This window comes from Amycolatopsis sp. lyj-23 (assembly GCF_046549135.1).
Lineage (GTDB): Bacteria > Actinomycetota > Actinomycetes > Mycobacteriales > Pseudonocardiaceae > Amycolatopsis.
On the sequence record NZ_JAJPWN010000034.1, the window covers coordinates 16,800 to 42,798 of the forward strand.

At 65.8% G+C, this 25,999-nt stretch carries 29 protein-coding genes; 19 read left to right on the forward strand and 10 right to left on the reverse strand.

The window, feature by feature from the left end; translation table 11 throughout:
- The first annotated feature begins 2 nt into the window (after positions 1 to 2).
- The 3 genes from ACLJPY_RS48985 (at position 3) to ACLJPY_RS48995 (ending at position 3,720) form a co-directional block, all read left to right on the forward strand.
- Positions 3 to 992: a C40 family peptidase gene (locus tag ACLJPY_RS48985; protein ID WP_410597881.1), complete on the forward strand. Its 990-nt coding sequence runs from the start codon at positions 3 to 5 to the stop codon at positions 990 to 992.
- A 553-nt stretch (positions 993 to 1,545) separates the two neighbouring features.
- Complete coding sequence (locus tag ACLJPY_RS48990) at positions 1,546 to 2,265, forward strand: hypothetical protein (protein WP_410597882.1); 720 nt, start codon at positions 1,546 to 1,548, stop codon at positions 2,263 to 2,265.
- Between the two features lie 1,038 nt (positions 2,266 to 3,303).
- A complete protein-coding gene (locus ACLJPY_RS48995; protein WP_410597883.1) occupies positions 3,304 to 3,720 on the forward strand; it encodes a hypothetical protein in 417 nt (138 codons plus the stop codon).
- Between the two features lie 89 nt (positions 3,721 to 3,809).
- Here ACLJPY_RS48995 and ACLJPY_RS49000 read toward each other — a convergent pair whose 3' ends face one another.
- The 4 genes from ACLJPY_RS49000 to ACLJPY_RS49015 all read right to left on the reverse strand — a co-directional run bounded on the left by ACLJPY_RS49000 (position 3,810) and on the right by ACLJPY_RS49015 (position 6,218).
- Entirely contained in the window at positions 3,810 to 4,640 is an 831-nt protein-coding gene (locus ACLJPY_RS49000; RefSeq protein ID WP_410597884.1) for an NPCBM/NEW2 domain-containing protein, read from the reverse strand.
- 229 nt (positions 4,641 to 4,869) lie between these two features.
- Positions 4,870 to 5,187 (reverse strand): hypothetical protein, encoded by a 318-nt coding sequence (locus ACLJPY_RS49005; RefSeq protein ID WP_410597885.1) that lies wholly within the window; start codon positions 5,185 to 5,187, stop codon positions 4,870 to 4,872.
- An 81-nt stretch (positions 5,188 to 5,268) separates the two neighbouring features.
- Positions 5,269 to 5,544, reverse strand: coding sequence for a hypothetical protein (locus ACLJPY_RS49010; RefSeq protein ID WP_410597886.1), 276 nt, complete (start codon positions 5,542 to 5,544; stop codon positions 5,269 to 5,271).
- A complete protein-coding gene (locus ACLJPY_RS49015; RefSeq protein ID WP_410597887.1) occupies positions 5,535 to 6,218 on the reverse strand; it encodes a hypothetical protein in 684 nt (227 codons plus the stop codon). Before ACLJPY_RS49015 ends, ACLJPY_RS49010 begins: the two co-directional genes overlap by 10 nt.
- A gap of 257 nt (positions 6,219 to 6,475) precedes the next feature.
- Here ACLJPY_RS49015 and ACLJPY_RS49020 point away from each other — a divergent pair, with 257 nt between their 5' ends.
- The 5 genes from ACLJPY_RS49020 (at position 6,476) to ACLJPY_RS49040 (ending at position 10,539) form a co-directional block, all read left to right on the forward strand.
- Positions 6,476 to 6,973, forward strand: a complete 498-nt coding sequence (locus ACLJPY_RS49020; protein WP_410597888.1) for a hypothetical protein — start codon at positions 6,476 to 6,478, stop codon at positions 6,971 to 6,973.
- A 412-nt stretch (positions 6,974 to 7,385) separates the two neighbouring features.
- On the forward strand, positions 7,386 to 7,808 hold the full coding sequence (locus ACLJPY_RS49025) for a hypothetical protein (protein WP_410597889.1): 423 nt from the start codon (positions 7,386 to 7,388) through the stop codon (positions 7,806 to 7,808).
- A 59-nt stretch (positions 7,809 to 7,867) separates the two neighbouring features.
- Positions 7,868 to 8,443: a DUF3558 domain-containing protein gene (locus ACLJPY_RS49030; RefSeq protein ID WP_410597890.1), complete on the forward strand. Its 576-nt coding sequence runs from the start codon at positions 7,868 to 7,870 to the stop codon at positions 8,441 to 8,443.
- Positions 8,443 to 9,741, forward strand: coding sequence for a hypothetical protein (locus ACLJPY_RS49035; RefSeq protein ID WP_410597891.1), 1,299 nt, complete (start codon positions 8,443 to 8,445; stop codon positions 9,739 to 9,741). The genes ACLJPY_RS49030 and ACLJPY_RS49035 overlap by 1 nt, the downstream gene beginning before the upstream one ends.
- Positions 9,742 to 9,804: 63 nt before the next feature.
- Positions 9,805 to 10,539, forward strand: coding sequence for an ESX secretion-associated protein EspG (locus ACLJPY_RS49040; protein WP_410597892.1), 735 nt, complete (start codon positions 9,805 to 9,807; stop codon positions 10,537 to 10,539).
- A 5-nt stretch (positions 10,540 to 10,544) separates the two neighbouring features.
- On the opposite strand, the gene ACLJPY_RS49045 is transcribed toward ACLJPY_RS49040, so the two are convergent.
- The 5 genes from ACLJPY_RS49045 to ACLJPY_RS49065 form a co-directional block, all read right to left on the reverse strand.
- Positions 10,545 to 11,117: a DUF3558 family protein gene (locus tag ACLJPY_RS49045; protein ID WP_410597893.1), complete on the reverse strand. Its 573-nt coding sequence runs from the start codon at positions 11,115 to 11,117 to the stop codon at positions 10,545 to 10,547.
- Complete coding sequence (locus tag ACLJPY_RS49050; RefSeq protein ID WP_410597894.1) at positions 11,110 to 12,096, reverse strand: hypothetical protein; 987 nt, start codon at positions 12,094 to 12,096, stop codon at positions 11,110 to 11,112. Before ACLJPY_RS49050 ends, ACLJPY_RS49045 begins: the two co-directional genes overlap by 8 nt.
- A 2-nt stretch (positions 12,097 to 12,098) precedes the next feature.
- Positions 12,099 to 12,386 carry a hypothetical protein gene (locus ACLJPY_RS49055; protein WP_410597895.1) on the reverse strand — a complete coding sequence of 96 codons (288 nt, stop codon included), beginning with the start codon at positions 12,384 to 12,386 and terminating at the stop codon, positions 12,099 to 12,101.
- A gap of 514 nt (positions 12,387 to 12,900) precedes the next feature.
- The gene (locus tag ACLJPY_RS49060; RefSeq protein WP_410597896.1) at positions 12,901 to 13,299 is read right to left on the reverse strand and encodes a histone-like nucleoid-structuring protein Lsr2; all 399 of its coding nucleotides are present in this window, start codon (positions 13,297 to 13,299) and stop codon (positions 12,901 to 12,903) included.
- 126 nt (positions 13,300 to 13,425) lie between these two features.
- Positions 13,426 to 13,728 carry a hypothetical protein gene (locus ACLJPY_RS49065; protein ID WP_410597897.1) on the reverse strand — a complete coding sequence of 101 codons (303 nt, stop codon included), beginning with the start codon at positions 13,726 to 13,728 and terminating at the stop codon, positions 13,426 to 13,428.
- A gap of 132 nt (positions 13,729 to 13,860) precedes the next feature.
- Here ACLJPY_RS49065 and ACLJPY_RS49070 point away from each other — a divergent pair, with 132 nt between their 5' ends.
- The 11 genes from ACLJPY_RS49070 (at position 13,861) to ACLJPY_RS49120 (ending at position 24,882) form a co-directional block, all read left to right on the forward strand.
- Entirely contained in the window at positions 13,861 to 15,663 is a 1,803-nt protein-coding gene (locus tag ACLJPY_RS49070; protein ID WP_410597898.1) for an ATP-binding protein, read from the forward strand.
- Between the two features lie 2 nt (positions 15,664 to 15,665).
- Complete coding sequence (locus ACLJPY_RS49075) at positions 15,666 to 16,520, forward strand: replication-relaxation family protein (protein WP_410597899.1); 855 nt, start codon at positions 15,666 to 15,668, stop codon at positions 16,518 to 16,520.
- Positions 16,517 to 17,614: a ParB/RepB/Spo0J family partition protein gene (locus tag ACLJPY_RS49080; RefSeq protein ID WP_410597900.1), complete on the forward strand. Its 1,098-nt coding sequence runs from the start codon at positions 16,517 to 16,519 to the stop codon at positions 17,612 to 17,614. The genes ACLJPY_RS49075 and ACLJPY_RS49080 overlap by 4 nt, the downstream gene beginning before the upstream one ends.
- Positions 17,611 to 18,702: a hypothetical protein gene (locus tag ACLJPY_RS49085; RefSeq protein ID WP_410597901.1), complete on the forward strand. Its 1,092-nt coding sequence runs from the start codon at positions 17,611 to 17,613 to the stop codon at positions 18,700 to 18,702. The genes ACLJPY_RS49080 and ACLJPY_RS49085 overlap by 4 nt, the downstream gene beginning before the upstream one ends.
- Positions 18,702 to 19,010 (forward strand): hypothetical protein, encoded by a 309-nt coding sequence (locus tag ACLJPY_RS49090; RefSeq protein WP_410597902.1) that lies wholly within the window; start codon positions 18,702 to 18,704, stop codon positions 19,008 to 19,010. The genes ACLJPY_RS49085 and ACLJPY_RS49090 overlap by 1 nt, the downstream gene beginning before the upstream one ends.
- A 13-nt stretch (positions 19,011 to 19,023) precedes the next feature.
- Positions 19,024 to 21,387 (forward strand): hypothetical protein, encoded by a 2,364-nt coding sequence (locus ACLJPY_RS49095; RefSeq protein ID WP_410597903.1) that lies wholly within the window; start codon positions 19,024 to 19,026, stop codon positions 21,385 to 21,387.
- On the forward strand, positions 21,387 to 23,312 hold the full coding sequence (locus tag ACLJPY_RS49100) for a hypothetical protein (RefSeq protein ID WP_410597904.1): 1,926 nt from the start codon (positions 21,387 to 21,389) through the stop codon (positions 23,310 to 23,312). Before ACLJPY_RS49095 ends, ACLJPY_RS49100 begins: the two co-directional genes overlap by 1 nt.
- On the forward strand, positions 23,309 to 23,755 hold the full coding sequence (locus tag ACLJPY_RS49105; RefSeq protein ID WP_410597905.1) for a hypothetical protein: 447 nt from the start codon (positions 23,309 to 23,311) through the stop codon (positions 23,753 to 23,755). Before ACLJPY_RS49100 ends, ACLJPY_RS49105 begins: the two co-directional genes overlap by 4 nt.
- A gap of 64 nt (positions 23,756 to 23,819) precedes the next feature.
- Positions 23,820 to 24,170: a hypothetical protein gene (locus ACLJPY_RS49110; RefSeq protein WP_410597906.1), complete on the forward strand. Its 351-nt coding sequence runs from the start codon at positions 23,820 to 23,822 to the stop codon at positions 24,168 to 24,170.
- A gap of 39 nt (positions 24,171 to 24,209) precedes the next feature.
- Positions 24,210 to 24,443: a hypothetical protein gene (locus ACLJPY_RS49115; protein ID WP_410597907.1), complete on the forward strand. Its 234-nt coding sequence runs from the start codon at positions 24,210 to 24,212 to the stop codon at positions 24,441 to 24,443.
- Between the two features lie 4 nt (positions 24,444 to 24,447).
- A complete protein-coding gene (locus ACLJPY_RS49120) occupies positions 24,448 to 24,882 on the forward strand; it encodes a hypothetical protein (RefSeq protein ID WP_410597908.1) in 435 nt (144 codons plus the stop codon).
- Positions 24,883 to 24,884: 2 nt separating this feature from the next.
- On the opposite strand, the gene ACLJPY_RS49125 is transcribed toward ACLJPY_RS49120, so the two are convergent.
- On the reverse strand, positions 24,885 to 25,931 hold the full coding sequence (locus tag ACLJPY_RS49125; protein ID WP_410597909.1) for a hypothetical protein: 1,047 nt from the start codon (positions 25,929 to 25,931) through the stop codon (positions 24,885 to 24,887).
- Positions 25,932 to 25,999: the final 68 nt, after the last annotated feature.

The window sequence follows — 25,999 nt, forward strand, 5'->3', positions numbered from 1 at the left end:
CGATGAACCCGCTGCTTGCCCTGCGAGTCGCTGAGACCGCACGAGACCAGCTCCGGGAGCACCCCGGCCGTTGGGGCTGTGTTGCAGCGCTGCTGCTGTTCGGGCCGCCTGTGATCTGTGTGTTGATCGTGGTGGTCCTGCTTGCGACGCTCGCCGGGGCAAGCGACACGAGCTCGGCGTCCGCACCGAGCGGTGGGCCGGTGGGAGACATCCCAGCCGACTACCTCGTCCTCTACCGCCAAGCCGCCCAAACCTGCCCCGGGCTCGATTGGACGATCCTCGCCGCCATCGGCAAGATCGAGACCGACCACGGTCGCTCCCCGCTGCCTGGCGTCCACAACGGGGAGAACAGCGCCAAAGCCGGCGGCCCCATGCAGTTCCTCCAGCCGACGTTCGACAGCGTTGTCGCCCGCCACCCACCTCCGCCCGGCGGCGTGCACCCGCCGTCCCGGTACAACCCACACGACGCGATCTACGCTGCCACGACCTACCTCTGCGACTCCGGCGCCCGCGACGGCCACGACCTGCACGCCGCGATTTTCGCCTACAACCACGCCGAGTGGTACGTGAAGAAGGTCCTCGCGCAGGCACAGAAGTACAGCTGCGGCGCGGTGCAAGCCCCGAACGGCGCTGCCCAAACTGCGATCACGTTTGCCTGCGATCAACTGGGCCTACCTTACGTGTGGGGTGGCGACGGCCCTGCCAACGGCGATCGGGGCTTCGACTGCTCAGGCCTAACCAAGGCCGCTTACGCCGCCGCTGGAATCGAACTACCGCGTACAGCACAGACCCAGTACATCGCTGGACCACGGGTTGCGACCGACCGCCTCCTGCCAGGTGACCTGGTTTTCTTCGGAATCAGCTCGAGCCGGATCGTCCACGTCGGGCTCGTACTCTCGAACGATTCGATGATCAACGCGCCGGACTTCGGCAAGCCAGTTCGAGTTGACAAAATCGGGAAGGCCTTCGGCGCTTCTCGGCCGACACTCTGAGGGACCGCAGGCTGGCAGTCGTTGTGTCAGACAGTCCTGCTCCTCGCGGGTCAGCCGATCTGACCAGAGGGCTTCGGTGTCGGCGCAGGGCGTATCAACCCGTCTTGGTCTCCCTGCTGCACCGAACATGCACGAAGACGAGCTGCGACCCAAGGATCGATACGGTTGTAAGAGCTTCAAGGCATTCCTCGGCCACCCGCACGCGACAGCCGAGGCCAAACGAGTGGATGGCCGGGAGGCTTACGCGTGCGGCTGGTAGACCCTGAGCTGGCGCTCTAGGTCGTCCCTCAATCCGCCGGAGTCCGGCAGCAGTGAGCCAGCCAGTCAATGGAGCGGGACGACCTACGGGAAGCCAAGGGTCGCCGTTCGTGCACATCATGTAACGACATCACCGAGGTTTCCGACTCCTACGCGGAGGTAGAGTCGACGCAGGAGGGGACGCGGGACGATGTCAAGGAGACGTAAGCGTAAGGCGCCTCGCAGCGCTCCTCCACCTCCACTCAAGTGGTATAATTCACAGATTTTTATCGCCCTGACAACCATAGCGGGTTTAGTGCTGGCGCTAGTTTCAATCATCGTCTCGACGGCCGGCTACAAACAAGACGCCACTGCTCTCGATACGTCATTAACTCCTGCGGTAAACGTAGTATCATACGAAGCGACGACTCTCGACAAAATTCCTATGGAGTTAACCGAGCACCAAGGTGAGCATACCACCAATTCGCTAATTCCTGCGGCCGCCGTAGATGTCGTGGTAGAAAATCTACATGGTCAGTCGGCCTTGATCACGCGAGTCGACGCAGAGGTTCGCACGGTCTATACTCTACGCGCCTGCGGCGCTGGCGAACTTAAGGCCACTGCTAAGTTCGACATTAAGATCCCAACCGATAGGAACGTGCATGGCCAGTCCTTCGGTCAGTCTAAGTTTTTCGAGGTCGAAGGAAATCGTAAAGACGAGTTTGCCGTTTCAGTCGGTCCTGTCAGTATGCCCGAAAATGCGCTCGCCAATATTTTTCACATTGACCTACTTATCCGCATGCAGTCTGGTGAAACACTTCGCGCGAATGACATCATGTTGATGACGCCAGGAACTAAAGAAGACGACGACCGGTTGATAGGCGCCTTGTCTGGTACAAATAATGGCCTCGGTGGCTCTCCCACATGCCTGAAGGCCGCTCGCGGCTTGGTCGACGCCGCCGTCTCTGCTCGCGCAACAAAGCAGTCGCCTCGCTTGGCCGCGCTCCACGCCAAAATGCACGCCGTAGGGTATTAGATGCTCACCGCTACATTCATCGCCATGGCGATAGCTGCCGGCCCAGCTGGCACAACAATCGAGATTTATCCAGAACACCGCGCACTTTACGCGTACTCCTACCTCGTGGTGCGAGACGCCTTACCCTGCAAGTTACCGAGTGGCGTATCTGGTCCCGACGATTCACGCTCTCGCGGTGTACGCGTGAAGATAAACAACTTCGCCATATACGAGACCGGACGAATCTCTCACGGAGGTTCAATGCGGCAGCCTCATGTCGCCTACGCGTCCCCTGACGACCTTGTGATTAGCCTCCCGGGACAATCTGCCACCGCGCAAGAAACGGTCGCAAGTGTCGAGTGTCGCTCCGATAACGGGAATTGGAGCGAAGTTGGTCATCTTCGGTACAAAACCTTGACCGATAACCAAGACAACCCTGATGGCAGCAGGATTGAGTGGTTCAACCCTATCGTCACATCGCCTATTAGCTTTCCTTGCGGAACCATAAATTGTCTCCCGAAGCAGTGGCAAGTCAGACTAGATAATCGACTACTAACCGACATCTATGCAGGTGATGCGACCCAGCCGCCGTCATTTGACGTGGCAACGGGCACTTCGCCAGGGTTACATATACTCCACCTCTCGGGCGCGAGTTGGAGCTACGAAATCCCCATCATCACGGCGTTTTCGGCCGAACAGTCACCGGCCGCCTCTACGAGTGCTGATCCAGTTGGCAATCAGCCAGCAATGAGTACCACCAGTACGCCGTGGTGGCTGCTCGCGGCATTGAGTACCGTCGGTCTTATCCTACTTGCCATGGTCCTTACAGTATGGCGATCGCAATCCGGAAGAAAGCGTCGGATCTCGATTGTGATAGCGGTATTAGGCTTGTGCGCGACGCTAGGCGGCATACTCTTCCTACTCCGGCCTGCGCGGACACAGACTGGTAGCGGCGAGGTTCCAATGCCCATCCATGCACCAAGGTCTCTCACTGGATTGAGTGGCTTAGTCGCCCCAACTGGAACGTGTGGTGCTTCAACGCCAATCGATCTAGGCCACATGAAGGATTTCAAGTCCGAGGGTGTGCTCGCGGAAATCCGAGTAGATTTAGAGACTATTAAAGGCGATCTGGACGGCGACGGAGCCGACGAGATCGCCGTTAAGATCGCATGCTACCCCACAGAAGGAAAAGTACTACTTGATCAAGCATTCTTGGTCTTCACTGGCCATACTGGCACACCGACTTTTATGGGCGCTGTCAATGCGCGCTTTCAACAGCAAACCAGCTATAACAGGGTCGGCATTGTCGATAAACTGCAAATAAGTCCATCAACTATAACGTCTGATGAGCTTGTTTTTCGACCTGACGATGCAGAGTGCTGCCCGACCGGCAGGGCTGTCGCAACCTGGGTTTACACTAGCGGCGCTTTGTCTTTCATGAATGTTCGTGAATGCGGCGAGGATGATTGCTCCTGACTTCGCTGTCAGACTACGCCGCGGCGCTGACCTCGTCGATTTGCGCGAGTGCAAAGTATGGACGTGACTAGGCTGTGGCCATGCCACACTTATTTTCGCAGTATAGGATTAGCCCATACTGCATCGAAAGAGTCGAGATTATGGCACCATAACGGTTCGTTGTTTGTAGTGACCCACTCAACACTGAGCCGGAGCCTCAGAACGTTCTTAACGGGAAGATTCTTGAGTTCTTCGACTTGATTGAATCCAATTATTTTCTTGAACAATGGACGCGACCTATCGGCTTCAACGGAGTACGCGGCAAAGGTCCACTTCATGCCGGTCTCTTTGTAGTTATCCCACAGTCCAACCATTGCGTCAAATGTGCTCCAGTCACCCCCTAGGTCGTAGTCAACTACCGTGCTCCCGCATAATCTTGGGTTTTGCTGGATCGCGTCTTCGTACTCTTTGCCGCCAAGGTTTACGATGCCTTGTTTGATTTTGTTGCCGCCAACAGGAGCGAACTGAGTAAGAGATGTTTCTCTGGGCTCGGTCGTTTGCGAGGACGGCGATGAAGTTTCAGAAGTAGACGACGGAATATCACTTGAAGTCGAAGCAGGCGATATTGGCGCAGTCTTTTCGGGAATTGGGTTAGATGACACATTGGTTGCACGGTTGGTATCGGCTGTTGAGGATGTCAGCGCCACGGCCGAAAGGGCAATTACAGCAGGACTGAGAACAATCACCACAATGGCCCCGACCATGGAAGGACCAGATAACAGGGCGCCCCAGCGGTTCCATATAGCGAAGATGCCCAACGCGAGTGCAATAACACCGATGACAAGCGCCAACTTTTGAAAACTGTCGAAGAAAAACACGACGATGGCAATAAGGTCAGCGATGAGGCCGAGCCAAGACGTGACCTTTTTATTCAGGGGCACTTTCGGTGGCGACGATGACTACTGCGTAGTGATCATGAAAGACTGCCTTCGGAGCGATAAGCGAAGTTGGTCAATTAATGCGGTAGGTGTAGGAAGTCTACAGGTCGCCGAAGTGGTCTCCGTCATCGCGCCTCAGTCGAGCGATCTTGATCCACCAACCCAGGTTGTCGATCACTCGATTATCTGCTGCTTGCCCTCCCATCAGATCAATGCACGCTGTGCTGTCCGCCTATGACGACGCGGTGCGACGCTGGTTAGCGCCGAAAACATTGACCATACAGATAACAATCGCTACACCGAACGGGTGGTGTTTGCCGGGTGTCGCAGGCGATGCCTGACCTGATCCGTAGGGTGGGCGCCGATCTTGGTCATCAACGGGAAGGGTGCGATGCCAGACGGCTTCGCTGTCGATGTCGAGGCGCTGAACAACACCGGGCTCGGGCTGTCCGATCTGCCCGGCGACCTCGACAAGCTGCAGATCGAGAACATCGACTGCGACCGAAAGTTCATCGGGTACCAAGCTGGCCGACTCGTGCGAGTCGTTCACGACCCGCTGGGCGCTCGGCGTCGAGAACTTGATGAAGGACGACCGGCAGCTCTCCCGTCGCCTGTTCGACGCGGCCGGCGCCTACGTCAGGGCCGGCCAGGCGCACGAGCACAAGCTCAAGGGCATGTTCGGCGACGCCGGGGCCCGATCCGGGCGCGACGGCGATGAGCGATGGTTGAGCTCGGCGAGGCGGAGGGCTCGAAGGCTCTTGTGCCCCGCGAGACGAAGGAAATGCGGGCGTCGGCCGCGCACCTGACGGAGCTTTACATCTCTACGCAGTCGACCCCCTAGATCTGCGAAGTTGAGCATGCTCATGGTGAGATCGGCTCCCCGTAGATCGGCTTCGGTCAGATACACCCAGGAAAGCCGAGATGGGTGTCGAATTCGTGGTGGCGTGCCGAGAGGCGGAGGAGTGAAGCGCCGAGCAGCATCGGCCGGTGGTGTTCTGGCCGGTCGGGACGTCGTGCGATGACGATGATGATGGCCTGGATGTCTTCGGCCAGGGCCTTGGCGTCAGGCGGATATGGCGTCTGATCGGACCATTGCCACGGCGGGGCGGGTTCGCCGTCGCCATAGAAGGTTCGTCCTGACGAGTGCGCTCGGACAAAGGTACACAGAAGTTCGAGGACCGCTGCGTGGTCCTTGGGTGACTCCCTCATCACTTGTTCGAGTGCATAGATGCCGCCCAAACGCTCCTCCAACGTCGGCGCGCCGAGCTGGGCGGTGGCCTTGTGGAAGCGCTCGGTGACCTGTCCGCGGCGGGTCAGCGCATACGAGCGGGCCGTGAAAGCCGCGCCGCTCAATGTCGCTGCTCCAGCGAAAGCCAGTAAGACCGTTTGCCTGACGGTGTTGATCGCATCAGCTTGATCCTTACCTCGCAAGCCTCGCGCTGCGTCAGTAGTCAGCCACCAAGACATCGGGCCAAGAACGAGGAGCACGAAGCCGATTGCACCGACGAGTGACGCCGCTGCGATCAGCCAGGGACGTCGCAGCTGAGTTCGAACGCCGCGAGCCAGCCGAGGAAGTCTCATGACCGCATCTTGCCGGATGCTCGGCTTGGCTCGACGCAACGGCCGGCGGCGCCTCAGGTCGCGCATGGAAGTTCGTGGATGAACAACCTGTCTTGTGGCATGTCGGGGAGCGAGTGGGAAGGCGGGCAGCCGTGGTGTCGACTGACTGGGACAGGGCAAGCGTTGGAGCTTGCGTTGGCGGCGCGTACGCGCGTTCCGGCCAAGAGCGCCTACACGCTGATCGGACGCTCTTTTTCGGCCTGGCTCCGAATGCCGACATGTTCCCCGGCACGCATGGCCGCCAGGTCATGCTGGGGAACAGTGCGCCGAAGGCGCTCCGTCTGGGCGACGTACTCACGAGCGGCGCGTTCTGGTGGGTGACCACCGCTGCGGTCGCGATCCTGATCGCGGTCTTCGTCCTCCACCGACACCTTCGTTCCCGCCACCTCCGCTCCCGTGTCCGGTTCGAGTTGCTGCCGACGGCGACCTTCGATCCGTCGCCGCAAGCCGTGCTCGCCTTCGCGCATCAGCTGGGGCGCGTGCGGCCGGTGCGGGGGTGGGTGCCGAAGTCGGTCGTGGGGGTGCGGATCCGGTTCAGCACGGATTCCGAGTTCGGGAAGATGGTGATGAGCGTGGAGGGGCGTGAGTCTGTGACCGGCGTGCTCAACAAGCTCGTCTATCCCGACGTCGAGATTCGGCGAACGAAGTGCGGGGGTGAAGTGTCCTCTATTGGCGACGAGGGTGACCCCTCCTCGGCTTTCGCCGAGCATCCGTAGGCCTGTTACGGCGCCCCTGAACCTGACGGAAATGCACATGCATTTGCCCGCGCGTGTCCGAGCCTGTTGACAGTGCGCGAGTTCTGCTGCTGGGCTGGCAAGCTGTCAACGTTTTGTCCAGTACTTGTAGGCGGGTCGTCAACAGTCGAAGAATGCTGCGCCGACCTGGGCAATCTGTCCTCCGATCAATCTGTCCACCCTCCTGTCGGGTGATCACGAAAGCATCTTGCAATCCGGAAATCGCCTAGTTCTCGTGCGCAGGTTGTAATTGATCAGTTACGGTGACCAGTGCGGCTGATCGGTCGGGCCGATCACTTTTGACCGGCCCGACGAGTCAGCCAAGCCGATCGCCAGCCGTCGGGAGCAGGGGATCGAGGACACGCAGCGCTGAGCGGGAGGGGTTCACGCGGCCGTGGCACAACCACACACAGACGTCGATCCGTGGCTGGCGGGTGTCGACGTACAGGTGCAGGACAACACCGCCGCCCATGATGCGACTGCGTCGGCCGCGGGGTTCAGCTTGTCGCCGGGAGAGGCGAAGACGGTTCTCGCGCAGGCGCTCAACGCGCTCGACAAGCTTCAGCAGGTTCAACGGCAAACCGAAATTCTGAAGCAGGTCAAACCCGCCGCGCACGACCCGGCCAGCATCGCCTACAACGCTCGGCTGGCCAGCGGGCACGGCGTTTTCGACGCGGCCGGCGATCACGTCAACGCCGAGGCCGATTACCTGCACGAACTGATCGCGAAGATCCAGGTTGCCTTGCGTCAGCTCGGTGACCGCGACGGCGAAGCCGCTCGTGAACTCGGCTCGCCGAACGGGGGCGTGGCGGGATGAATCGCTGGCAGCATGTTGTCGTCGCGTTGGGCGTCGCTGGTCTGGCATGCAGTTGTTCAGTGCCGGACAGCACCGAAGTCGCAGGGAACGCACTTCCGGCGCCGGCTGGTAAGAACGCGTCGGCGCCCGGTTTACCTTTTGCCGGTGCCCCCAAAGTCAGTGATCCTTTGCCGGTGTCGGTGCTTTCCGGCGATCCGTGCGCCGACGCTCTCACCCCGGAGCAAGTCATCGCGGCCGTCGGGGCCAGCGTCACCGGCAAACGCGAAGATCTGGCTCTGACCGGTCCGGCCTGTGCGTGGTCCAATCACAGTACCGGGGGCGCCGTCGGGATTTCCTATACCGTCAACACCCACGTCGGACTCAGCGGGGTTTACGCCAACACGCAGCCCCAATCGGCTGTGTGGCGCGTGCTCCCGGACATCCAAGGCTTCCCAGCGGTCGCGCACGCAGGAACCAAAGGCGGCGAAATACCCGTCGGCTTCTGCCAGGCGAGCATCGGTCTCGCCGACAGCATGTCGATCGACGTGAGCCTTACCTTGGGCGCGAGCAAGCGCAACACCGAAGACGCATGCAGCCTGATCCCTCAGATCGCTGACATGACAGTCACGACACTGAGAGCGAAGGCAGGTTCCTGATGTTTCCCTTCGACCAACTGGGGCCGGCCGCGCACAACACCCTCCGAAATGCCGAGGAAGCAGGCTCCGCGCTCGTGCACACTGTGCAGGATGCCGTCGAATGGGCCGACGACCTCTTCGCCGGCAACGTCGGCGTTCAGGCGATGCCGGTTCCCGCTGTCGTCAGCCACGTCATGGCCGGCAACAGCTCCAGCTGGACCACGAGCGGAATCGGGTCCGGCGACGTCGCCGCGGCACACCACGAAATCGCCGCGGACCTGACCACGATGCTGAACAACCTCGAGCCGACCTGGACCGGCAGGGGAGCCGAAACCGCGAAGCAACGCACCAAAGCTTTCAGCGATCTGATCGAGCGCGCTGCGAAGACGCTGGGATCGAACGGCAGCAACGTCACCGACGCCGCGTATGGCTTCGAGCTGGCGAAACGCTCCATGGAACCGATGGGCGAACGCCCGGACAAGTCGTTCTTCGACGTCGCGACCCCCTGGAACACCGACACCGAGGACGCCATCGCGGCCTACAACGCGAAGGCGCGGAAGAACCTCGAGATTTACAACGCCTATGTCGCGCACCTGGAAGGGCAAGGACAAGGCCTGTCCGGCGATTACGGCCCACTCAGCCTTGCCGCGGCCTCCGTCTCGGAGGACATGAAACCGGCCGACGCGCACCGCGTGACTGCTGCCCAGGACGAACGCTCGATCGAGCTACGGCGGGACGATGGCGATACCACCTCGTCGGACCGGCAACTGCCTCTCGATGGCACTCCGAGAACTACCGAAGAACATCCTGGAAGCGATGCCCGCGTACCCGTCGGCACGTCGGGGCCCGGAGCGGAGACTGACCGTTCAGAACCCGCAGGCGTGACCACGACGACCGGGGTGCGGGATGGGCAGACGCTCAGCGGCCTGCCGTCGATGTCGCAGTTCGGACAGGCCGTGGGCAGTCCCCTTTCCGACTCGGACGGTCGGAGACTCGCCGGGTTCTCGTACTCGCCGCTCTCCTCGGCGCCGAATGCGGGTACGCCGCCGCGAGCCGGTACAGGGGAGGTGGGCAGCGCGCCGCCTCACCGGCTGCCGAGCGCGGGCGGCCGGGTTACCAGCACCGGTCCCGGCGCCGGACGGGCGGGGACGGGATCTGCCGGCATCGGCCCTGCGGGTTACTCACGTCCGGCTGAGGAAGATGGGGAACACGAGCGCAAGTACGTACGAGACGACGGCAGCGTATTCGCCGACGTCGAGGACGGGCTTGTCGATCCGCGCACCGGCTTCATGCCGGTCCCCCCGACCATCGGAACCTGACGCGCTTCGGGTGTAACCGGCATTGGCCTTCCCCGCCTGTCGTCCTGCATCACGGAGTGTGTCGTGGCCGTCATCGACCGACCCATTGTCCTGCCCAAGCTCGCTTTCTTGACCGCGTGGAGCATGGTCGAGACGAGCGAGCTACCGCCCGCGTTCGGTACCAGCCTGCACAACTGGATCACCACGGACGGTCGCCGGGAGCTCGAGATCAGGGCGATTGCGGCCTTGACTGATCTCGGCTTGGCCCGCAACAAGCGGCTGAGCGGGCTGTGGCGGTCGACGGCGGCCGTTCTCGCCGGTGCCGGTCGCGAGTACTACGCGTTCAGCAACTTCGCCGACGGACGCTCCTGCGCGGTCCTCCTGGCGTCGCGCAACGGCGACGCCGTCCGGGCGATCATCGATGACAACGTCGTATCCCTCGATCCTGTGCGAGACAAGTGGCTCGCGACCGCACTGCTGGACACGTTGCCCGATGTGCCCGCCGCGAAGGTCTTGCCCACAGTCGTGACGAAGGTCGCGCAGGACGGCGATGGCGGGTTGCCGGACGACGCGAACGGCGAGGAAGCCGGCTACCTCGACGACGTGATGCGGCGGCCGCGGCACGCAGTCCACCAGATTTATGTCGCCCGCCGTGACTCGGCCGGCGAACGGCACCGGAGCATGCCGATCACCGCGATCGATCTCGAGGAGTCGGGCCGAGTACTCGTCTACCCTGACTCCGAAGGCAACGTGGTTCTGATTCCGGCGGGCGCCAAAGAATTCGTCTCGACGCTGAACAAGACGTTCGCAGGCTTATGACGCCGTCAGCGGAGCAAGGTCGTGAGCACGCCCTCGACGAGCTGCGTCGCTTTGGCGCAGGTAGCGGTGACCGGTTCGCCGCTCGGGCCGTTGTACAGCGTCGCGAGGCCTTGGCTGGACGCGACGTCGACGATCACCTGACAGGACGTGAAGCTACCGCCCTCTCCCTTGCTGAGCACCCATTCTCCGGCCGGGTAGCCGACCACAGTCGTGGGTTTGACTTGACTGCCGGGGCCGGTGATGAGCGGTAGCGGGCGCGCCTTGGGGTAAAAGCGGACTTCCGCGGCTGCGGACAGCGGTGGTCCGCTGGACAGCCGGCATTCTGATTGGTCGCCAGCGCCGACCAGGACGGTCTCGTGGGCATCGTTGCGATGGGGGAGGCCGAGCTGTTTGGCGAGGTCAGTGGGCACCGCTGCGCAGGGTTTCGTGAGGTAAGCAGTGACGTCCAGCGGAGCGGCCGTTATCGGAGGTGCCGTCGCCGACGTCGTCGGAGGTGACGCGTCGGGGCCGGTACAGGCGGTAGCGGTCATGGCGATCGCTACGCCGCAGACCGCGGCTCGGCGGATCGTGTCAGCCATCAAGGCGCCTCTGAATCGGAGTGGCTGGCGCAGTGACACTTGCCGGGCCGTGCTGGTCGATCAGTTTTCGGTGTTCCTGGTCCACCTTGGAATCGAATTCCGCGACCGGCCGGTCGGTGGAGGAGAAGTCTGCGTAGTGGAAGCTCGGTGAGGTCACGTTGATGCTCGGCGGCATCGGCGCGAACAGCTCGTTCTTCTCGCCGAGCAGGTCTCGTTCGGCTTCCTGCGCCTTGCCCAGCGCAGTAGCGATGATGTCCTGATAGGTGGTCAGCACTTGATTTTTGGCTGCCTTGTAGCCGGAGGCGACGTCGGCGAACTTGTCGCCGTCGACCGCCAGCTGCAGCCCTGCGGACGATGCACCGATGACGACGCCGGCGCTGGCGGTGAACCAGGCACCACCGGTGGCGACGCCCAGGACCGCCGAGACGACGCTCGCACCGACGGAGATCGCGATCTTCGTGTCGGCGTCGGCGTGCTGCTGCAGTGCCTTGGCGACCGCGGCGCTGGTGGCGTCCGCTGCCGCGATGTAGTCCCGCCGCGCTTGTACGGAGGCGGCCAGCAGGATCGCGAGCGACTCGACGGTCTTGACGAGGTAGCCAGCTTGCTGGCCCAGGAAGGCCTGGATCATCGAGACCTGGCGCCGGAAGGCGTCAGCGCCGCCACCCTCCCAGTCCTGGACCGAATAGTCGATCGTGCGGAAGGCGTCGATGATATCGGCCGAGGTTTCCTGGTCCAGGGCGCGGCCGACCTTCTTCATCCGCTCGAACTCGTCGATGATCTTCTGTGGATCGAGGCTGATGACCTTGTCAGCGTCGTCGAGCAGCCCGCGGAGCAGGACCGCGCCGCCCCCTCCGGGGTAGGTCTCCGGTGAGCCCAGCCACTTTCCGTCGGGCTGCTCGTGATCGAAGAGATCGATGAGCCGCCGGGCGGCCCGGTCGGCGGCGGAGCGCACTTCGTCGTCGGTTTTCCAGTCGCCCACGGCTACCCCTGCCCGTCGGCGCGGCGGTAGAGCGCGACGATGGCTTTGGCAGCGTCCGCGGTGGCATCAACTACTTGGACGCCGTGCTTCTGCCTGGCGGCGATTTCGTCGGTGAAACGTGCGTAGCTCAACTGAAAATCGTTGACGGCACCGAAGGAGCCAGGCCCGGCAAGACCTTCATGCGCGTTCAACACCGGAAGTTGAGCTGCCATGATGTCCCGCAACGCAGGAAGAGCGCTGTCACCGACGCGCTGCAGCTCGTCGAGCGCGACCTTGAAGCCATTCCCCACGGGGCCTCCCCACCCTCGTTCAGGTCATATCAACTCACCATAGCTGATCGATTACACTCCGCAAGTGTCATGGGTCACCCATGCGTTGTCCGGTCATGGCGCTGAACCGATTCAACAACTTGATACGCAGGTATGAGTGTGATGGGCGCCGATTCGGCAGACTCGTTCAACGCTCAGCGAGTCGGCATTGGGCTGTGCTCTGCCGACGGGATCACAGCTGTTATCTCCCCCGTGAGCTCTTGGCCATAGTGGTCAGGTCAGGGGACGGCCTTCTTCGCCTGGAATTCGCTGAGCATGCAGGGCTTCACCGAGACGGACGTCGAGAACGCGTCGACGCAGTCGTGAGTCGGTGACCGGCGTGCATAGCAAGCTTGTTTAGCCCGACGTCGAGATCCGCCGGGGGGCGTTCAAGGGCGAAGTGTCCTCTGTCGGCGGCGAGGGTGATGTCTCCTCGCCGCCGACGGGACGACAGCGGTGATCTCTCCCCAGTGATCTCCAGCCCATCGTGATCAGGTCAGGCGGCGGACTTCTTGCGCGAAGAACGCTTCCGCGGCGCCGGGGCTTCCGTCTCGGCGACCTGAGCCTGCTCGAAGGCGGAGACCACCTCGGAGGAGAGCCGTCCCCGCTCGGAGACCTCGTAGCCGTTCGCGTTGGCCCAAGCGCGGATCTGCTGGTTGCGCTCGCGGTCGGACGCGTTGGTGGTGGTCGACTGGCCGGTGGCGACGCGGACCTTGCGGCCGCCGATGCGGCGGCCGGCGCCGATGTAGCGGGCGAGTTCGTCGCGCAGGGCGGCGGCGTTGTCGTCCGAGAGGTCGATCTCGTAGGTCACGCCGTCGAGACCGAACTGCACGGTCTGAGTGGCGGCGCTGCCGTCGATGTCGTCGAGGATCTCGACGAGGACTTTCTGGGCCACTGAATGCTCCTCGGGATGGATGTGCGTCCAGGAACATCTGCAACTTGCAGATTTTGCCGATGTTCTGTCAGCGAGTGTATCCACATGCCGCTCGGAAAGGAAAAGTAGCCCCCGTGCTCGGCTGCATCAAAACCCGCTGATGTCTCCCATGACTGATGATGCAAACCGTTCGTGGGAGGAGAACCCGCCGTGCATCTCCAGCCGCTCTCGCCGGGCGTTCACGTGGCCCGAGCCGAGCTCGTCCTCGCGCGGCCTGCGCACCTTCCGTTGTCCGCCTTGCCGATCCGGCCGGACGATCCACTCCAGACACTGGCGAACGCGCTCGGTGACGTTCGCGTCGACCTCGGTGAATCGGTGCAGGTCTGCCTTGATCTCATCCCTTTGACGCCAGCGCGAATCCGGCACCTCGCCCGTCGATCGATGCCGCATTCCGGGGGAAACGGTATGAGGCCGTTCGGCGTAGTCGCCGACGTGGCTGCGGAACTGCTCGGTGAGTTCTTGCCCATCGCTCGTTCGCAGGCCGGCGGGCGTTCCCGGAAAGTGACAGCTTCGCCTCAACGAGTGAAGAACAAGTTCGTGGCCGATGAGCCGGTTTTCGCCATCCAGGTACTGGTTCGCTGTGTTTCGGAAATCCCGGGCCGGGCGCAGGCGCACCTGCGCAGCGTCATCGGGGCGTTCGACATCTTCCGAGGTGAGAACTACTGGAGGGTCCGCGGCCCGCGGGTCGTCGGCTGGCACTTCGGCGCGGACACCACGGGGGTGCGCCGGTTGTTCGACCGCCGCTTCCGGACCGGCCTCACGAAGCCACGGCCGGGCTCGCTGGTGACGACCAGCGAAATCGCCGGCCTGCTGAAGCCGCCGTCAGGCCGTTGCCAGTCGCCGGCGATCGCTCGCAGCCGAGGCTGGGTGCTTCCGGCGCTACGGGAAGTCCCGACCTACCGGCCGGGGACAGGTCTGGTGCGGCTCGGCTACGTCACCGACGTCAACGGCGACGAGCGACTGGTTGGCGTGCCCCTACGCGAGCTCCTGTTCTCCGCGCGCTTTGGCAAGGCCGGCTTCGGGAAGACTGAAGAAGCACTGGCCCAAGCCATCGAAATCGCCCGGCTCGGCGGCGGGGTCTGGTTCCTCGACCCGCACGCCGACGGCTGGAAGCGCGCCAAACCCTACCTCTCGGACCCGGAGCTTCGGGCGCGGCTGTGGGAGGTCAATCTCGACGTGCGCGGCCGGGGCAAGCGCTTGCCCGGCTGGAATCCGCTGAGCATGCAGGGCTTCACCGAGTCCGACATCGAGGACCGCGTCGACGCGGTTGTGACGTCGTTTGCCGCGGCGCTGGGCTGGGGTGACGCGGCGCCGCGGGCGAAGTCGATCCTCACCAAGGCTTGCGAGGCGCTCTGCTACCTCGCGATGCGGCTCCCAGCAGACTGTGCGCCGACGATCTTCCAGATCCCCACCCTGCTGGACGACGAGACCTGGCGGGAGTCGATCCTGCCAGCGCTGAAGCCGTCCGTGCGCCGGTACTGGACCGACTCGTTCCCGAAGCTGGCCCCGGACGCGACCACGGTCATCACCAACATCATCAACCGCCTCCGGACCAGCCCGACGCTTTCCGCGTTCCTCGGCTCGTCGGTGACGACCTACGACGTGCGGCGGGCCATGGACACCGGTCGGATCGTGTTCGTCTGCACCACCGGCACCGGCGAGACGAACAAGCTGATCACCTCGTTCATGATCTACGACCTGTTCCGCGCCGGCCGCTCCCGCGCCGACACCCCGGTCGAGCAGCGACGCAGGTGCGACGCCTTCGTCGACGAGCTCGCCGCGGTCGACGGCGCCTCCCGCGGCTACCTCGCGGCGATCCTCGAGCAACTGCGCAAGTACCGGGTCGCGCTGCACGCGATGAACCAGATGCCCGACCGGCTCGCCGCGGAGACCCGCAGGGCGCTGCTGCAGAACCAGTCGCTGCTGATGACCTCAGCCGCAGCGATCGACGGCGCCCGCACGGTCGCCCGGGAGTTCGGCGGCTTGGTTCAACCGGCGACGGTCACCGAGCTGGAGCAGTTCCACCACGTCGTCACCGTTACCCTCGGCGGGCAGCGCACGACCCCGTTCAAGATCCGCGGGCTGCACGTCGACGACGAGTTCGCCGAGCACTTCCACCCCGAGTGGAACGCCGACGTCGACCAGGCCCTCGACGCCAACCTCGCCCGCCGCCCGATCGGCGAGGTCCTCGACGAGCTCGAGGACTTGGACGACCGGATCCTCACCGCCGTGCAGGCCGCACGGCCGACCCTTCAGCCGCGCCGTGGACGTCCGCCAACCCGGGGCAGCGGCGCGGCGATCGATCTGACCTCGAGCGTGGAGTGACCGTGGACGTCTTCCAGCGTGAGGCCCTGACCGTTCTCTACTGGCACCGGCTGGTGTCCACCGAGCAGGTACGGCGCCTGGTGGCCCCGGAGCTGTCCCCGGTCACCGTGCGCGCGAAGCTAGCTGGTCTGCGCAGCGCCGGGCTGGCTGACCGGATCGCCCGGGAGCACCGGCCCCGTACCTGGCATGTGACCCCGGCCGGCGCCGAGGTCGTCGAGGCGGCCGGGACAGTGGACGCCCGCGCTTACCGGCTGCCGGGCTCCGTGGTCGCGCATCTGCTGCAGGAGCACACCCTCGACGTCGTCGAGACCGGCCTCGCCTTCGTCGAGAAGGCTCGGGAGGGCGGGGACGAGTGCGGTCCCTTGTCCTGGACGCCGGAGGTCGCCCACCAGTTCCGTGACCGCGCGGGAGACCGGCGCGGGGTCGTGATCGCCGACGCAGTCCTGCACTACGTCCTCGAGGAGGCCGGACGGCGCTCGCAGCGGACACTGTTCGTCGAGTTGGACCGCGCGACGATGCCAGTGGCTCGGCTGGCGCGCAAGCTGGTCGGCTACATCCGCTACCACGACCACGCCCCAGCCGGATCGGGCCGGAAGCCGGTCTGGCGGGAGCGGTACCCCCGGTTCCCGCGAGTGCTGATCGTCCTTTCCGGCGCCGAGCAGCCCGCGCTCGAGCGCCGGCTCGCCGACCTGCGCGCCCACGTCCAGGCCATGCCCCTCGTGAGCACGGCCGCCGGGAGGGTCGACATGATCGCGACGACCTTGCCCCGGCTCGTGGCGCACGGCCCGGTGGAGCCCGTGGCCATGCCGTTGCTCGGCGACCCGCGGTGGGTGACCGTGTTCGGCAGGCTGTCATGACCGAGGTCGTGGCGCAGTTCGGGCTGTCACCGCGGCTGCGGCAACGCCGGTTCGCGCTGCTCCCGCTGCGTGGCGAAGGCACGCCGTTCACCGAGCTGCAGGGCCGGCTCCCCGGCGACGCCACCACGCCGGCCGACCTCGCGGATCTGATCTCCTCGATCGCCAGCGTCGGAGTGTTGCAGCCGGTGCTGGTGGAGGAGATCGACCCGGGCGACGGATCGCATCCGGCGATGAAACTGGCCGCGGGGGAGCGGCGGCTGCGCGCGTGCCGGTGGGGCGCAGTCAACCGGCCGGACAATCCGCACTTCGCCGCGCTGCCCGCCGTGGTCTGCCCAGGGCCCCTGTCGGATGAGGAACGCCGGATCTGGCAGCTGGTCGAGAACCTCGCGCGGGAAAGCCTGCGGCCGGGCGAGCTCGCCGCCGCCTTGGTCCTCGACCGCTGCGCCGTCCTGCTGGGCAAGCTGCTGGCCGGCGGCCACGCCGTCCCGGCCGAGGTCTACGCGATCGATGACCCGATCGCCCGCTTCACCGCGATGGAACGCATCCGCGGCAGCGACAAGCAGTGTGCCGCGCCCTGGGCCGAAGTCCTGAACCGGCTCGGCCTGCAGCTGAGCCCGCGCAAGGCCCGCGAGCTGGTCCGGGCGTTCGCCGAGATGCCTCGAGAGGTCGCCGAGGAGATGGACGAGGCGAAGGTGTCACTGCACACCCGCATCCGATTCATCGAGCTGCGCCGCGGACGGGAGCAAGCCGCCCAGGACATCTGGGCTGCCGTGAAGAACACCGGCCAGACCCGGCTGCTGCCTTCCGCGCTCGCCGCCGTTGCCAACGGGGAACTGAGCGCAGAGCAAGCTCTGGTCGAGGCAGAACGCGTCCAGGAGCAAGCCGATGCCGCTCGAGCCGACAAGCTCCGCGCCAAGCCCGAGGCGCAGGTCGCCGCGGTCGACGCCCGGCTCGTCGAGCGCGCTCTCGCCGCCCTCCGCCAGCTGCTGCTCGAGTTGGTCCAAGGCACCGAGCTGCGGGAACACGACCGCGGCTCCCTGGCGCTGCTGCTCGATCAGCTCGGCGACGTCCTCCACAAGGGAGAAGCGGCGTGAACACCTTCCTCGGTATGCCCTCAGCGCCGGCCGCGCGCTGCGACTGCAGGCGCTGCCCGTGGTACGTCGACGCCGAGCCTGCAGTCGGCATCGCGCCGTTGTGCTCCGGCTGCAACTCCGACTGCGCCTACTGTGGCTGCGCCCGCTCCGACTGCCGAGCGTGCCCGATCCGGTGCGGCTCCCGCACCGACATCGACGCCTGGATGCGCGACGTCGGCGGCACCCTGGAGTTCGACGATCTGACCGTCACCAGCCCGCTGCCGGGGTCGCTGCCGGCGTTCATCCCGCAGGTCGACGGCTCCAGCGTCGCCGAACTCGACGAGGTGGTCCGCTGGCCGGCGTACGCGGTCGGGCTGCGGCGGGTGTTTTCTCCTCGCACCCACGCGCTCTACCCGCGCTGGTGCGACGGCCGGACCGCCGCCGACGTACTCGAGGTACCGGACACGGCGCTCACCGTCCTCAGCGGATACGGCGAGGACCCGCTCGTCGAAGCGTTCTGGACGGCGCGGCACCGCGATGACCTGCTCAACCGGATCGCCGAACTGCACTTCGGGCTGGTGCTGGCGCCGAACTACTCGATCTACGGCAACTGGCCGCGCGCCGAGCACCTGATCAACATGCGCCGCTCGCTGATCATCGCCGCCGAGTTCGCCGCGGCCGGGATCCCGACCGTGCCGAACCTGTACTGGTACCGCCTCGAAGACCTGCGCCGCGAGGCCGACTGGGTCGTCGACACCGAGCCGGCCGCTGTCGCGGTCAACGTCCAGACCGTGCGGGAGAACACCAACTGGCAGACCTGGGCGCTGCCCGGCTTGTCCTGGCTGGCCGAGAACCTCCCGCCGGACGTAGCGGTGATCCTGACCGGCCTGTCGCGGCGGGATCGCATCGAGACCGCGCTCGACCTGTTCGGCGACAGGCTCGTCGTGATCAGCCAGAACCCGGCGCAGTACGCCCTGCACGGCGCCGTGATGACCGCTGACGGTCGCCAGGACGTCCACGCCCGCATTCCCGACGCATTCGCCCGCTCCGTCCGGTTCATGGCCTCTCTGCTTCCCCACGGCACCGCCGCCACCCGGGGAGGTACCTGATGTCCCGGCACGTCTGGGTTCTGCTGGGCTGGTCGTCCGAACACGGCGTCGCGGTCGCGGTCGTCGGCGTCGTGGGCCTCGATGCGGAGAAGCCGGAAAGCTTCGTCGAATGGGTCCCGCGGGAACCCGTTGCCGGACGGATCTGGCGTGAACGACTTGCCGGCTCCGACCCGGCGACGCTGGCCGACCGGATGGCGTTCTGGGCCGAGACGCCGGTCTCTCCGGCCGTGCGGGTGGAGCCGGCCGAAGGAACCCTCGGGGACGTGGTGAGGGCGCAGGTCGACGACGTCCTCGGGTCGGCGAACTGAGCCGGGACCGCCGATGGGGACCAACGCCAAAGCCAGCCACGCCGCCTACACCGTCGCGCCCGCCGGTGCCTTCGCCGAGCACCTCGCCGCCGTCTGCGCGAATACTGAGGAGCCCGCGGACGCAGCCGAGGCCGGCCTGCAGTTCATCGCCGGCATCGTCGCGGGCGGCATCGACCCCGACGACGCGTTCGGACCGCCGGCGATCGACCTGCCCGGCGATCCGGTCGAGGGCTATGGCGTGTTCTCCGCCGCGGTCGGCACGGCGCTCGCCGCCGGGAGCCAGCTCTCCGACACCGCCGCCGGGCCCTACCAGGAGCAGCTCCAGGCACTCAGCGCCGAGTACCTGGCAAACCTCGAGCCCGGGCAACTCGCCGAGATCGCGACCGCGTCGGGTTTCGAGCATCCGGAGCTGGTCGGGATCGGCGGGCAGGACCCGCATCCCCTGTCCGTGTGGCTGAATCCCTCCGTCCCCGCCGATGCCGAAGTCAAGAAGAAGATCCAGGCCCTCGCGCAGGCCCGCCACGACGCCCTCTGCGCCGGCCAGACGATCAACGGCAAAACGCTCGCCGAGTGGGATCTCCCGGCGACCGCCTCGGCGTTGCCTGAGGGATTCGAGGGGTGGGCGGCAACCGAAGCCGACCTCGCCGAGGTGCAGGGCGACTTCGACGCTGCCGCGGCCGCGTGCGCCAAGCAAGGCGCCGCCGCTGAACCCGAGCTGGTCGCCGCGTTGGTGCACTGGGAAAACCGGATCGCCACCGCGCAGAGCGTCGACCCGGCTCAGGACTTCGGCGTCGCGACCGCGGCGGCCCGTCACCACGTCGACGAGCTCCTGGGAGCCGTCACCCCGCTGCAGCTCAGTGCCGCGGTGACGACCGGGAAGCACGACGGGCACATCGCCGATCCGCAGCTGCAGACCCTCGATGCCCACCAAGTCCTGCAGCTGCTGCGCGCCTCCACACCGGAGGCCGAGCGTCAGGAGATCGTCGGCGTCGTCGCCGAGCGGTCGGCGATGCTGGCGCACTCCGCCACATGCGCCGCCGAGGCCACCGCCACCCTCGATGCCGGCCCGGTCGACCAGGGGACCGCCGGTGCGCTGGTGCCGCAGCTGCGGGCGATCGCCGAAGTGCACGCCGCCGCCACGGCATGGGACACCTTCGATCCGGCTCCGCTGAACGAGGCGGTTCTGCACGCCGGCCAAGCGAAGGTGCTTGCCTGGGCCGACGGCCAGAAGGTCGGTGACCTGCGGAAGTTCGTCGCCGGTGCCGGCATCGTGACGTCGGCCGAGGCAGCAGCGGCGACCAAGTCGACGCTCGGGAAGCTGCTGCAGGGCCACCTGAATGCCTCAACCGCGACGGTCAGGGCCGTCAAGGGCACGCTCAAAGCTCCCGCGAAGCCGGCTCCGGTCCCGAAAGCGTCCCAGGACCCGCCGAAGCGTCTCAGCCGGTTCGGGATGCAGCATGCTCAGCTCGTCGCCGCTCTGCAGCAGGCTTCGGCTGCCCACGCCGTCATACCCAAGGCCTTGGATCCGGCTGTCGTTGCGGCCTGGGACTTCGGGGCGGGCACACCGGCGAATCTCGGCGGGACCCATCCGAAGACCCTCCACACCGGACCGGACGGCACGACGTGGATGGCCAAGCGGGAAGGAACCCCGCACGCGCGCGCCATCACCCAGACCGAGGCCGCGGCTTCCCGGCTCGCCGCCCGCGCCGGCCTTCCCGTCGTCCCGGTCTACGCGACCAAAGTCGATGGCAAGCCCGTCAGCGTGCAGCCCCTGCTCACCGGGGCCAAACCGATCGCGGGTACCGCGGCGAGCTGGTCGCAAGCCGACGTCGACGAGATCGTCCGGCTGCACGTCACCAGCTGGGCACTGGGCAACCACGATCCCCACCAGGGCAACGTCCTGCGCACGAGTGCCGGCGGGCTCGTGCCCATCGACCAGGGCCAGTCGTTCAAGAACTTCGGCCGCGACAAGCTCAAGCTGGGCTACCGTCCCAGCACCACGGCCGTCTACCACCAGGTCTACGACGCTCACCTCGCCGGCAAGCTAGGTAAAGGCGTGCAGGTCAACCCGGCGGCGGCGCACTCGGTCATCCGCCGGCTCGAGTCCGTGCCCGACGCCGAATGGCGCGCCATGCTCCACACCGTCGCCCACGCCGGCGCCGCGCAGAAGCTGACCTGGGTCGCGCCGATGCGTGCTCGCGCCGCGAAGGCGAACGGCATCGCGGAGTCCGCCGTAACCTCCGGCCAGATCGCCGAGTCCTTTCTGGACTACGCCGTCGAGCGCAAGAAGACTCTGCGGCGCGACTTCGTGAAGTTCTTCTCGGAGGACCTGAAGATTTCTACCGCCACCGCGCTGGCGCACCTCGGCAAGACGTGATGGGCACCAACGCCAAAACCACCCATACCCCGTACGCGATCGCCCCGGCCGGCGGGAGCGACCCCGTCGAAGTCGACGAACAGCCGGCGGTATTCGTCGACGAGCCGATCGCCACTGAACCGGGGCAACAGCCGGTCACCCCGATCCCGCTGACTCCGGATGTCGGACACGCCTACGGCGAGCCCGTGCTCGTCGGGGGCGCCGATCTGAACGCCTCAACCGCCACGCTGGTCAGCTACCACAGCACGAACGGTCCCCGTACCGTGCTGCACGCCCGCGTCGACGAAGACGCCGAAGCAAAGCTGCTCGACGCACTCAACATCAGCCCCGGGATGGTGCCGACGCAGGTCGAGCAGCAGGTCACCGGCCGGCTGCCCGTCGACGAGCAACACAACCTGGCCGAGAAGATCATCACCGCCGCCAAGAGCGTCAACCACCACATCGCCAACGGCACCCTCACCGCCGAACAGGGGCCGCCGGCGACGACCGTGCAGAAGATTGATGCCGCGGAAGCCGCCATTCAAGGCCACGGCGACGCGGCCTCGCCGGTCGAGAAAGCCATGCTCGATCACTACGCCGCCCAGCTCCAGGCCGTGCAGCACGCCGTCGCCACCGGCACACCGGTCGCTCAGGTCACGCCGTTCCTGCACCAAGGCACCGAGCTGGTCACCGTCATGGTTCCCGCGTCACCACCCGACGGGGCCGACGGGGCGGTCGCCGTGCTCCGCGACGCGACCCGGATCAAGCCGGAGCTGGACCTCGACACCGGACAGGCCAGCTGGGACGGCGCCCGCGCGACCAACGTCCTGGGCAAGGAGTACGCCATCGACCTCGGCGACGGCTACCAGGCCGTCTACCGCCCCTACAGCGTCAACGACCCCGCGACGACCGAGTACTCGCTACGTGGGCGTCTTGAGGTCATCGCGCCTGCGGGGGAGGGACATGGCCCTGAGCTTGTCGCGCGGCTCGGGCGGCTCAACCTGGCCAACCGGCCGATGACCCGTGACGAAGGCGAGTACACCTACCTCACAGCCAACGTCACCGCCCAGAGCCTGGACGGACGTGCCGAGGTCGTCGCCGCGCATGCCACCGGCCAGCACCTCGAGGAGATGGTCCGGCAGGAGATCTTCCACGAGCGTGCCCACGAAGCGGTCGGCATGACCGGCCCGCAGCTGGCCGATTTCGCCAGAAACATCCAGCTCGAGGCCCACACCCGCGCACTCCCGGCGAAGGTGCGGGTCCTGCGCGACGCCGTCGCCAAGGTCACCGGTTTCGACGACGGGCACGCACTCGCAGCCAGTGCCGGCTACGACCCGGCGCCCCGGCGTTCGGCCGGCTGGCTCACCTGGACCCGGTTCGACGTCGGCAACGCCGCAGGCAAGCTCAGCAGCGCAGTGGCCGGCCGGTCATTGGTCCACTCGACTTCGGTCACCGGCTTGAAGGCGATGCTGGCCACCGGCGTCCTGGCGTCCACCGAGCGCCGAACAACGATGGGCACTCACGTGGGTGTGGGCAAGAGCGAAGGAGCCGACAAGCTCACCGGTGGTGCAAGCTCGGTGTTCCTGCGTGTCCACGCGACATCGTCCCTGGATTGCGGCCTGAAGCTGATCTGGGACCAACCGGACCGGCTGTTCACTCGTGCCGACTACTACGGCGCCGACGGCGACACTTTCGGTGTGGTCAATCCGGCGAAGCTCGACGAGTACGGTGCCAAGTCGACCAAGGACCCGTTCGAGATCGCCATGTTCGCCAACCCGAGCAACGAGGTGATGTTCGCGGACGGCATCGATTTGCTCGGTCCGGAGGGGCCGAGCCGCATCCACTGCAGCAACACGACGCAACGCGCTGAGATCCAAGCGATGCTGCAGGCCAAAGGCATCACCACCATCGCCGGAAAGCCGATCGAGGAGGTCGTCGCCGCATGAGCGATCTGACCGCCGACCAGCTGTGGACTAGCATGACCGAGCTGCTCACCGGCCACCGGCAGGACACGGGCAACGATCTGCCGGGCGCCGAACTCGTCGTGACCGAGGACGAGCAAGAGGTGTTCCTGGCCGCGCTCGCCCGGCACGCTCGCCGGGACCGTGACGAGTCCATGGTGATCTGGATTCGTCCGCTCGTGGCTTCCGCCGGCACCCACGGCGGTCTCCCGGTATTCGACCTCTCGATCGTGCGCCGGCGTGCCCTGCATGTCGTGGCGGCGCAGGTTTCCAAGGGCGGGCTCGACCTCGAGCTGGTCACCGGCCAGCACGCCCGCGTCCAACCCGCTCGCGGTAGCCGGCTCTCCATGCTTCAGGACTTCGACACGTGGATGACCACCCTGCCGCTCGAACAACGAATCGCGGCCGAGGCGCTCGACAGCGACTGAATCTGCCCCGTTGCGGCCGGCGCGTGTCTTCGACAAGAGCAGAGCGACCCGGTGGTGGTGGGCGATGAGACTTGAAGACGAGGCGCCGGAGGTCGAGGCCGTCGAGTGGGTCGCCGACCACCTGGAAGCCCACGGCCATTTCCTCGTGCACGGTTCGACGATCGCCGAAGTCGTCCGCCGCGTCCGGGCTGCACTCGACGTCCGCCCGGTCCCGGGAGCCCAGGATGTCCGCTTCCGGATCCTGCACGCCGGCTGGTGGCGGACGGAGGCGTGTGACTGCCGGCGCTCGCTGGCGTGTTCGAACCATCCGAGGTGGCACTACCACCCGGCTGCGGCTACCGACCGCGGCGCCTGGCGCGGTGCCGAAGTCCGGCTCGTGCTGGCGGTGAATCAACCCGGTGCGATGAGGACGTGACTCGTTCGTCCGAACTCGACTCTGCCACCGGAGGAGCCCATGTACGAGTACTCCGACGACGAACTCGACCAGGCCGCGGCCTCCGCGGCCCAGCGATTCGACCTGGACACCCCGCACGCCCGCGAACTGGTCGACATCGTCGCGACCGCGTTCACAGAAGGCGGCGACGCGATCGCCGATGCCGCCTGGGACGTCCAGGACAACGACCCTGCCGTCGCGGGCGAGGACTTCGTCGACGACGTTGCGAGCAACCTCGGCTACGACCTCCCCTGAGTACGTGGACCTGGTCCGCGACGACGGCGCTGACCGCTACGTCGTCCTGCAACGCAAAAGCCAGCTGTTTCCCGCGATCTACTACGCCGCACACCGGCTCTGCCAGCTGCCGGTCTGGCGGGGCCGGGACGCGGTCGATCCCTCGCCTGTGCTGTCCTGCCTGGAAGACGTGGTCATGCAGGTGGCCTTCTTCTGCGACGAAGAGATCAATGCGTCGCTGGAGCGGCTGCTGACCGCGGCCCGCGCTGTTGCCGATACCGCCCAGACGGTCCAGGCGTCCAGCCGGCCGGGTTTCGGCGGCAACGTCGACGAGCGGCTTCGGCCTGAAGACGAAGTCGTCCGCCGTCGGCTGGATCACGCCATCTCGGCGTTCGTTGAGGCCGCTCGTGCGGACTTGCGCATCGAGGGCAGCTGGCTGCCCCCGCATCCGGCGGGCTGACGCTATCTGGTGGTGCGTTTCGGTGGCGTGTCGACGAGGTTCACCTTCTTGGTGATGCGGACCGGCGCGTCGACCGGCCCGCGCCAGTGCCCGGCGACCGGCGTCAACCGGCGCAGCGTGCGTCCCGGGCCGTAGGCCTGGCGACGGATGAACGGCGCGACCGGGAACCGCACACTGACGGTCCGCCCCGACGGGTCATCACGATGAGCCGATCGCGACGAGGTCTTGCGGCTCACCGAGACCACCCTGACCGGCGCGGCGCTGTAGCCTGCTCGTTCGGCACGGACGCGCTGAGTCCGAGGGAGGTGCTCTTCGGCGGTTTCCGTCAGCGTGTTCGGCGTGCAGAAGATCCAAGCGGCGTGGATCGTCTGCAACCACCCGATCGTCGTTTCGGAGGCGGCGATCTTGCCAGGCTGAATTTCCCGGCCAGTCGGGTCTGGCTCCAGTGAGGCGGACGTTGCGCGCCACGGCATGTAGATCTCGTTGTCCCAGGTGAGCTCGGCGTTCTGCTCGCGGGCCGTCACCTCGGCCTCGGCTGCGCTCGCTCCTACCGACCGGGCCAGTCGCTTGATCGCGGCGAAGTCGGTGACACTCCAGAAGGTCACCCAGAGCCCGCCGGTATCGGAAATGAGCAGCTCGGTTCCGCCCCAGGACACGGCGACGATGTCGATGCGCTTGCCGTCCTCGCGGACGTACTCGGCCAGCGGCTCGGCGAACAGCATGAAACCTGTCGGCGCCGGGATGTCCTGTGGCTGGATGTCCCAGTGGTCTTCGAGACTCGGTGCGGCCTGGCGAATCAGGCGGGTGATGTCAGGGGTCACGTAGAACAGCTGGGCCTGGCTGAGCCGCTGGTGCTCGTCGTCCAGGAGGAGCCGCGCGCCGAGGTCCGGCCTTACCACGGGACGCAGCGTCCCGCGCTGGCGGCGCAGCGCCTCTGTCGTGAACAGGTGTGCGGGCGGGGTCAGGAGCTGGGCGGCCAGGTGCTCGCGCAGGGCGGGCAGCTGCCGCGGTGGTGGAGGTGACCAGCTGGGTGGTTCCGGGACGTTCATCGGTCTGCAGCCCCTTTCAAACCTTGTGTACTTAGTTCTCTTGGTTTACGGTAAGCAAACGTCGAGTA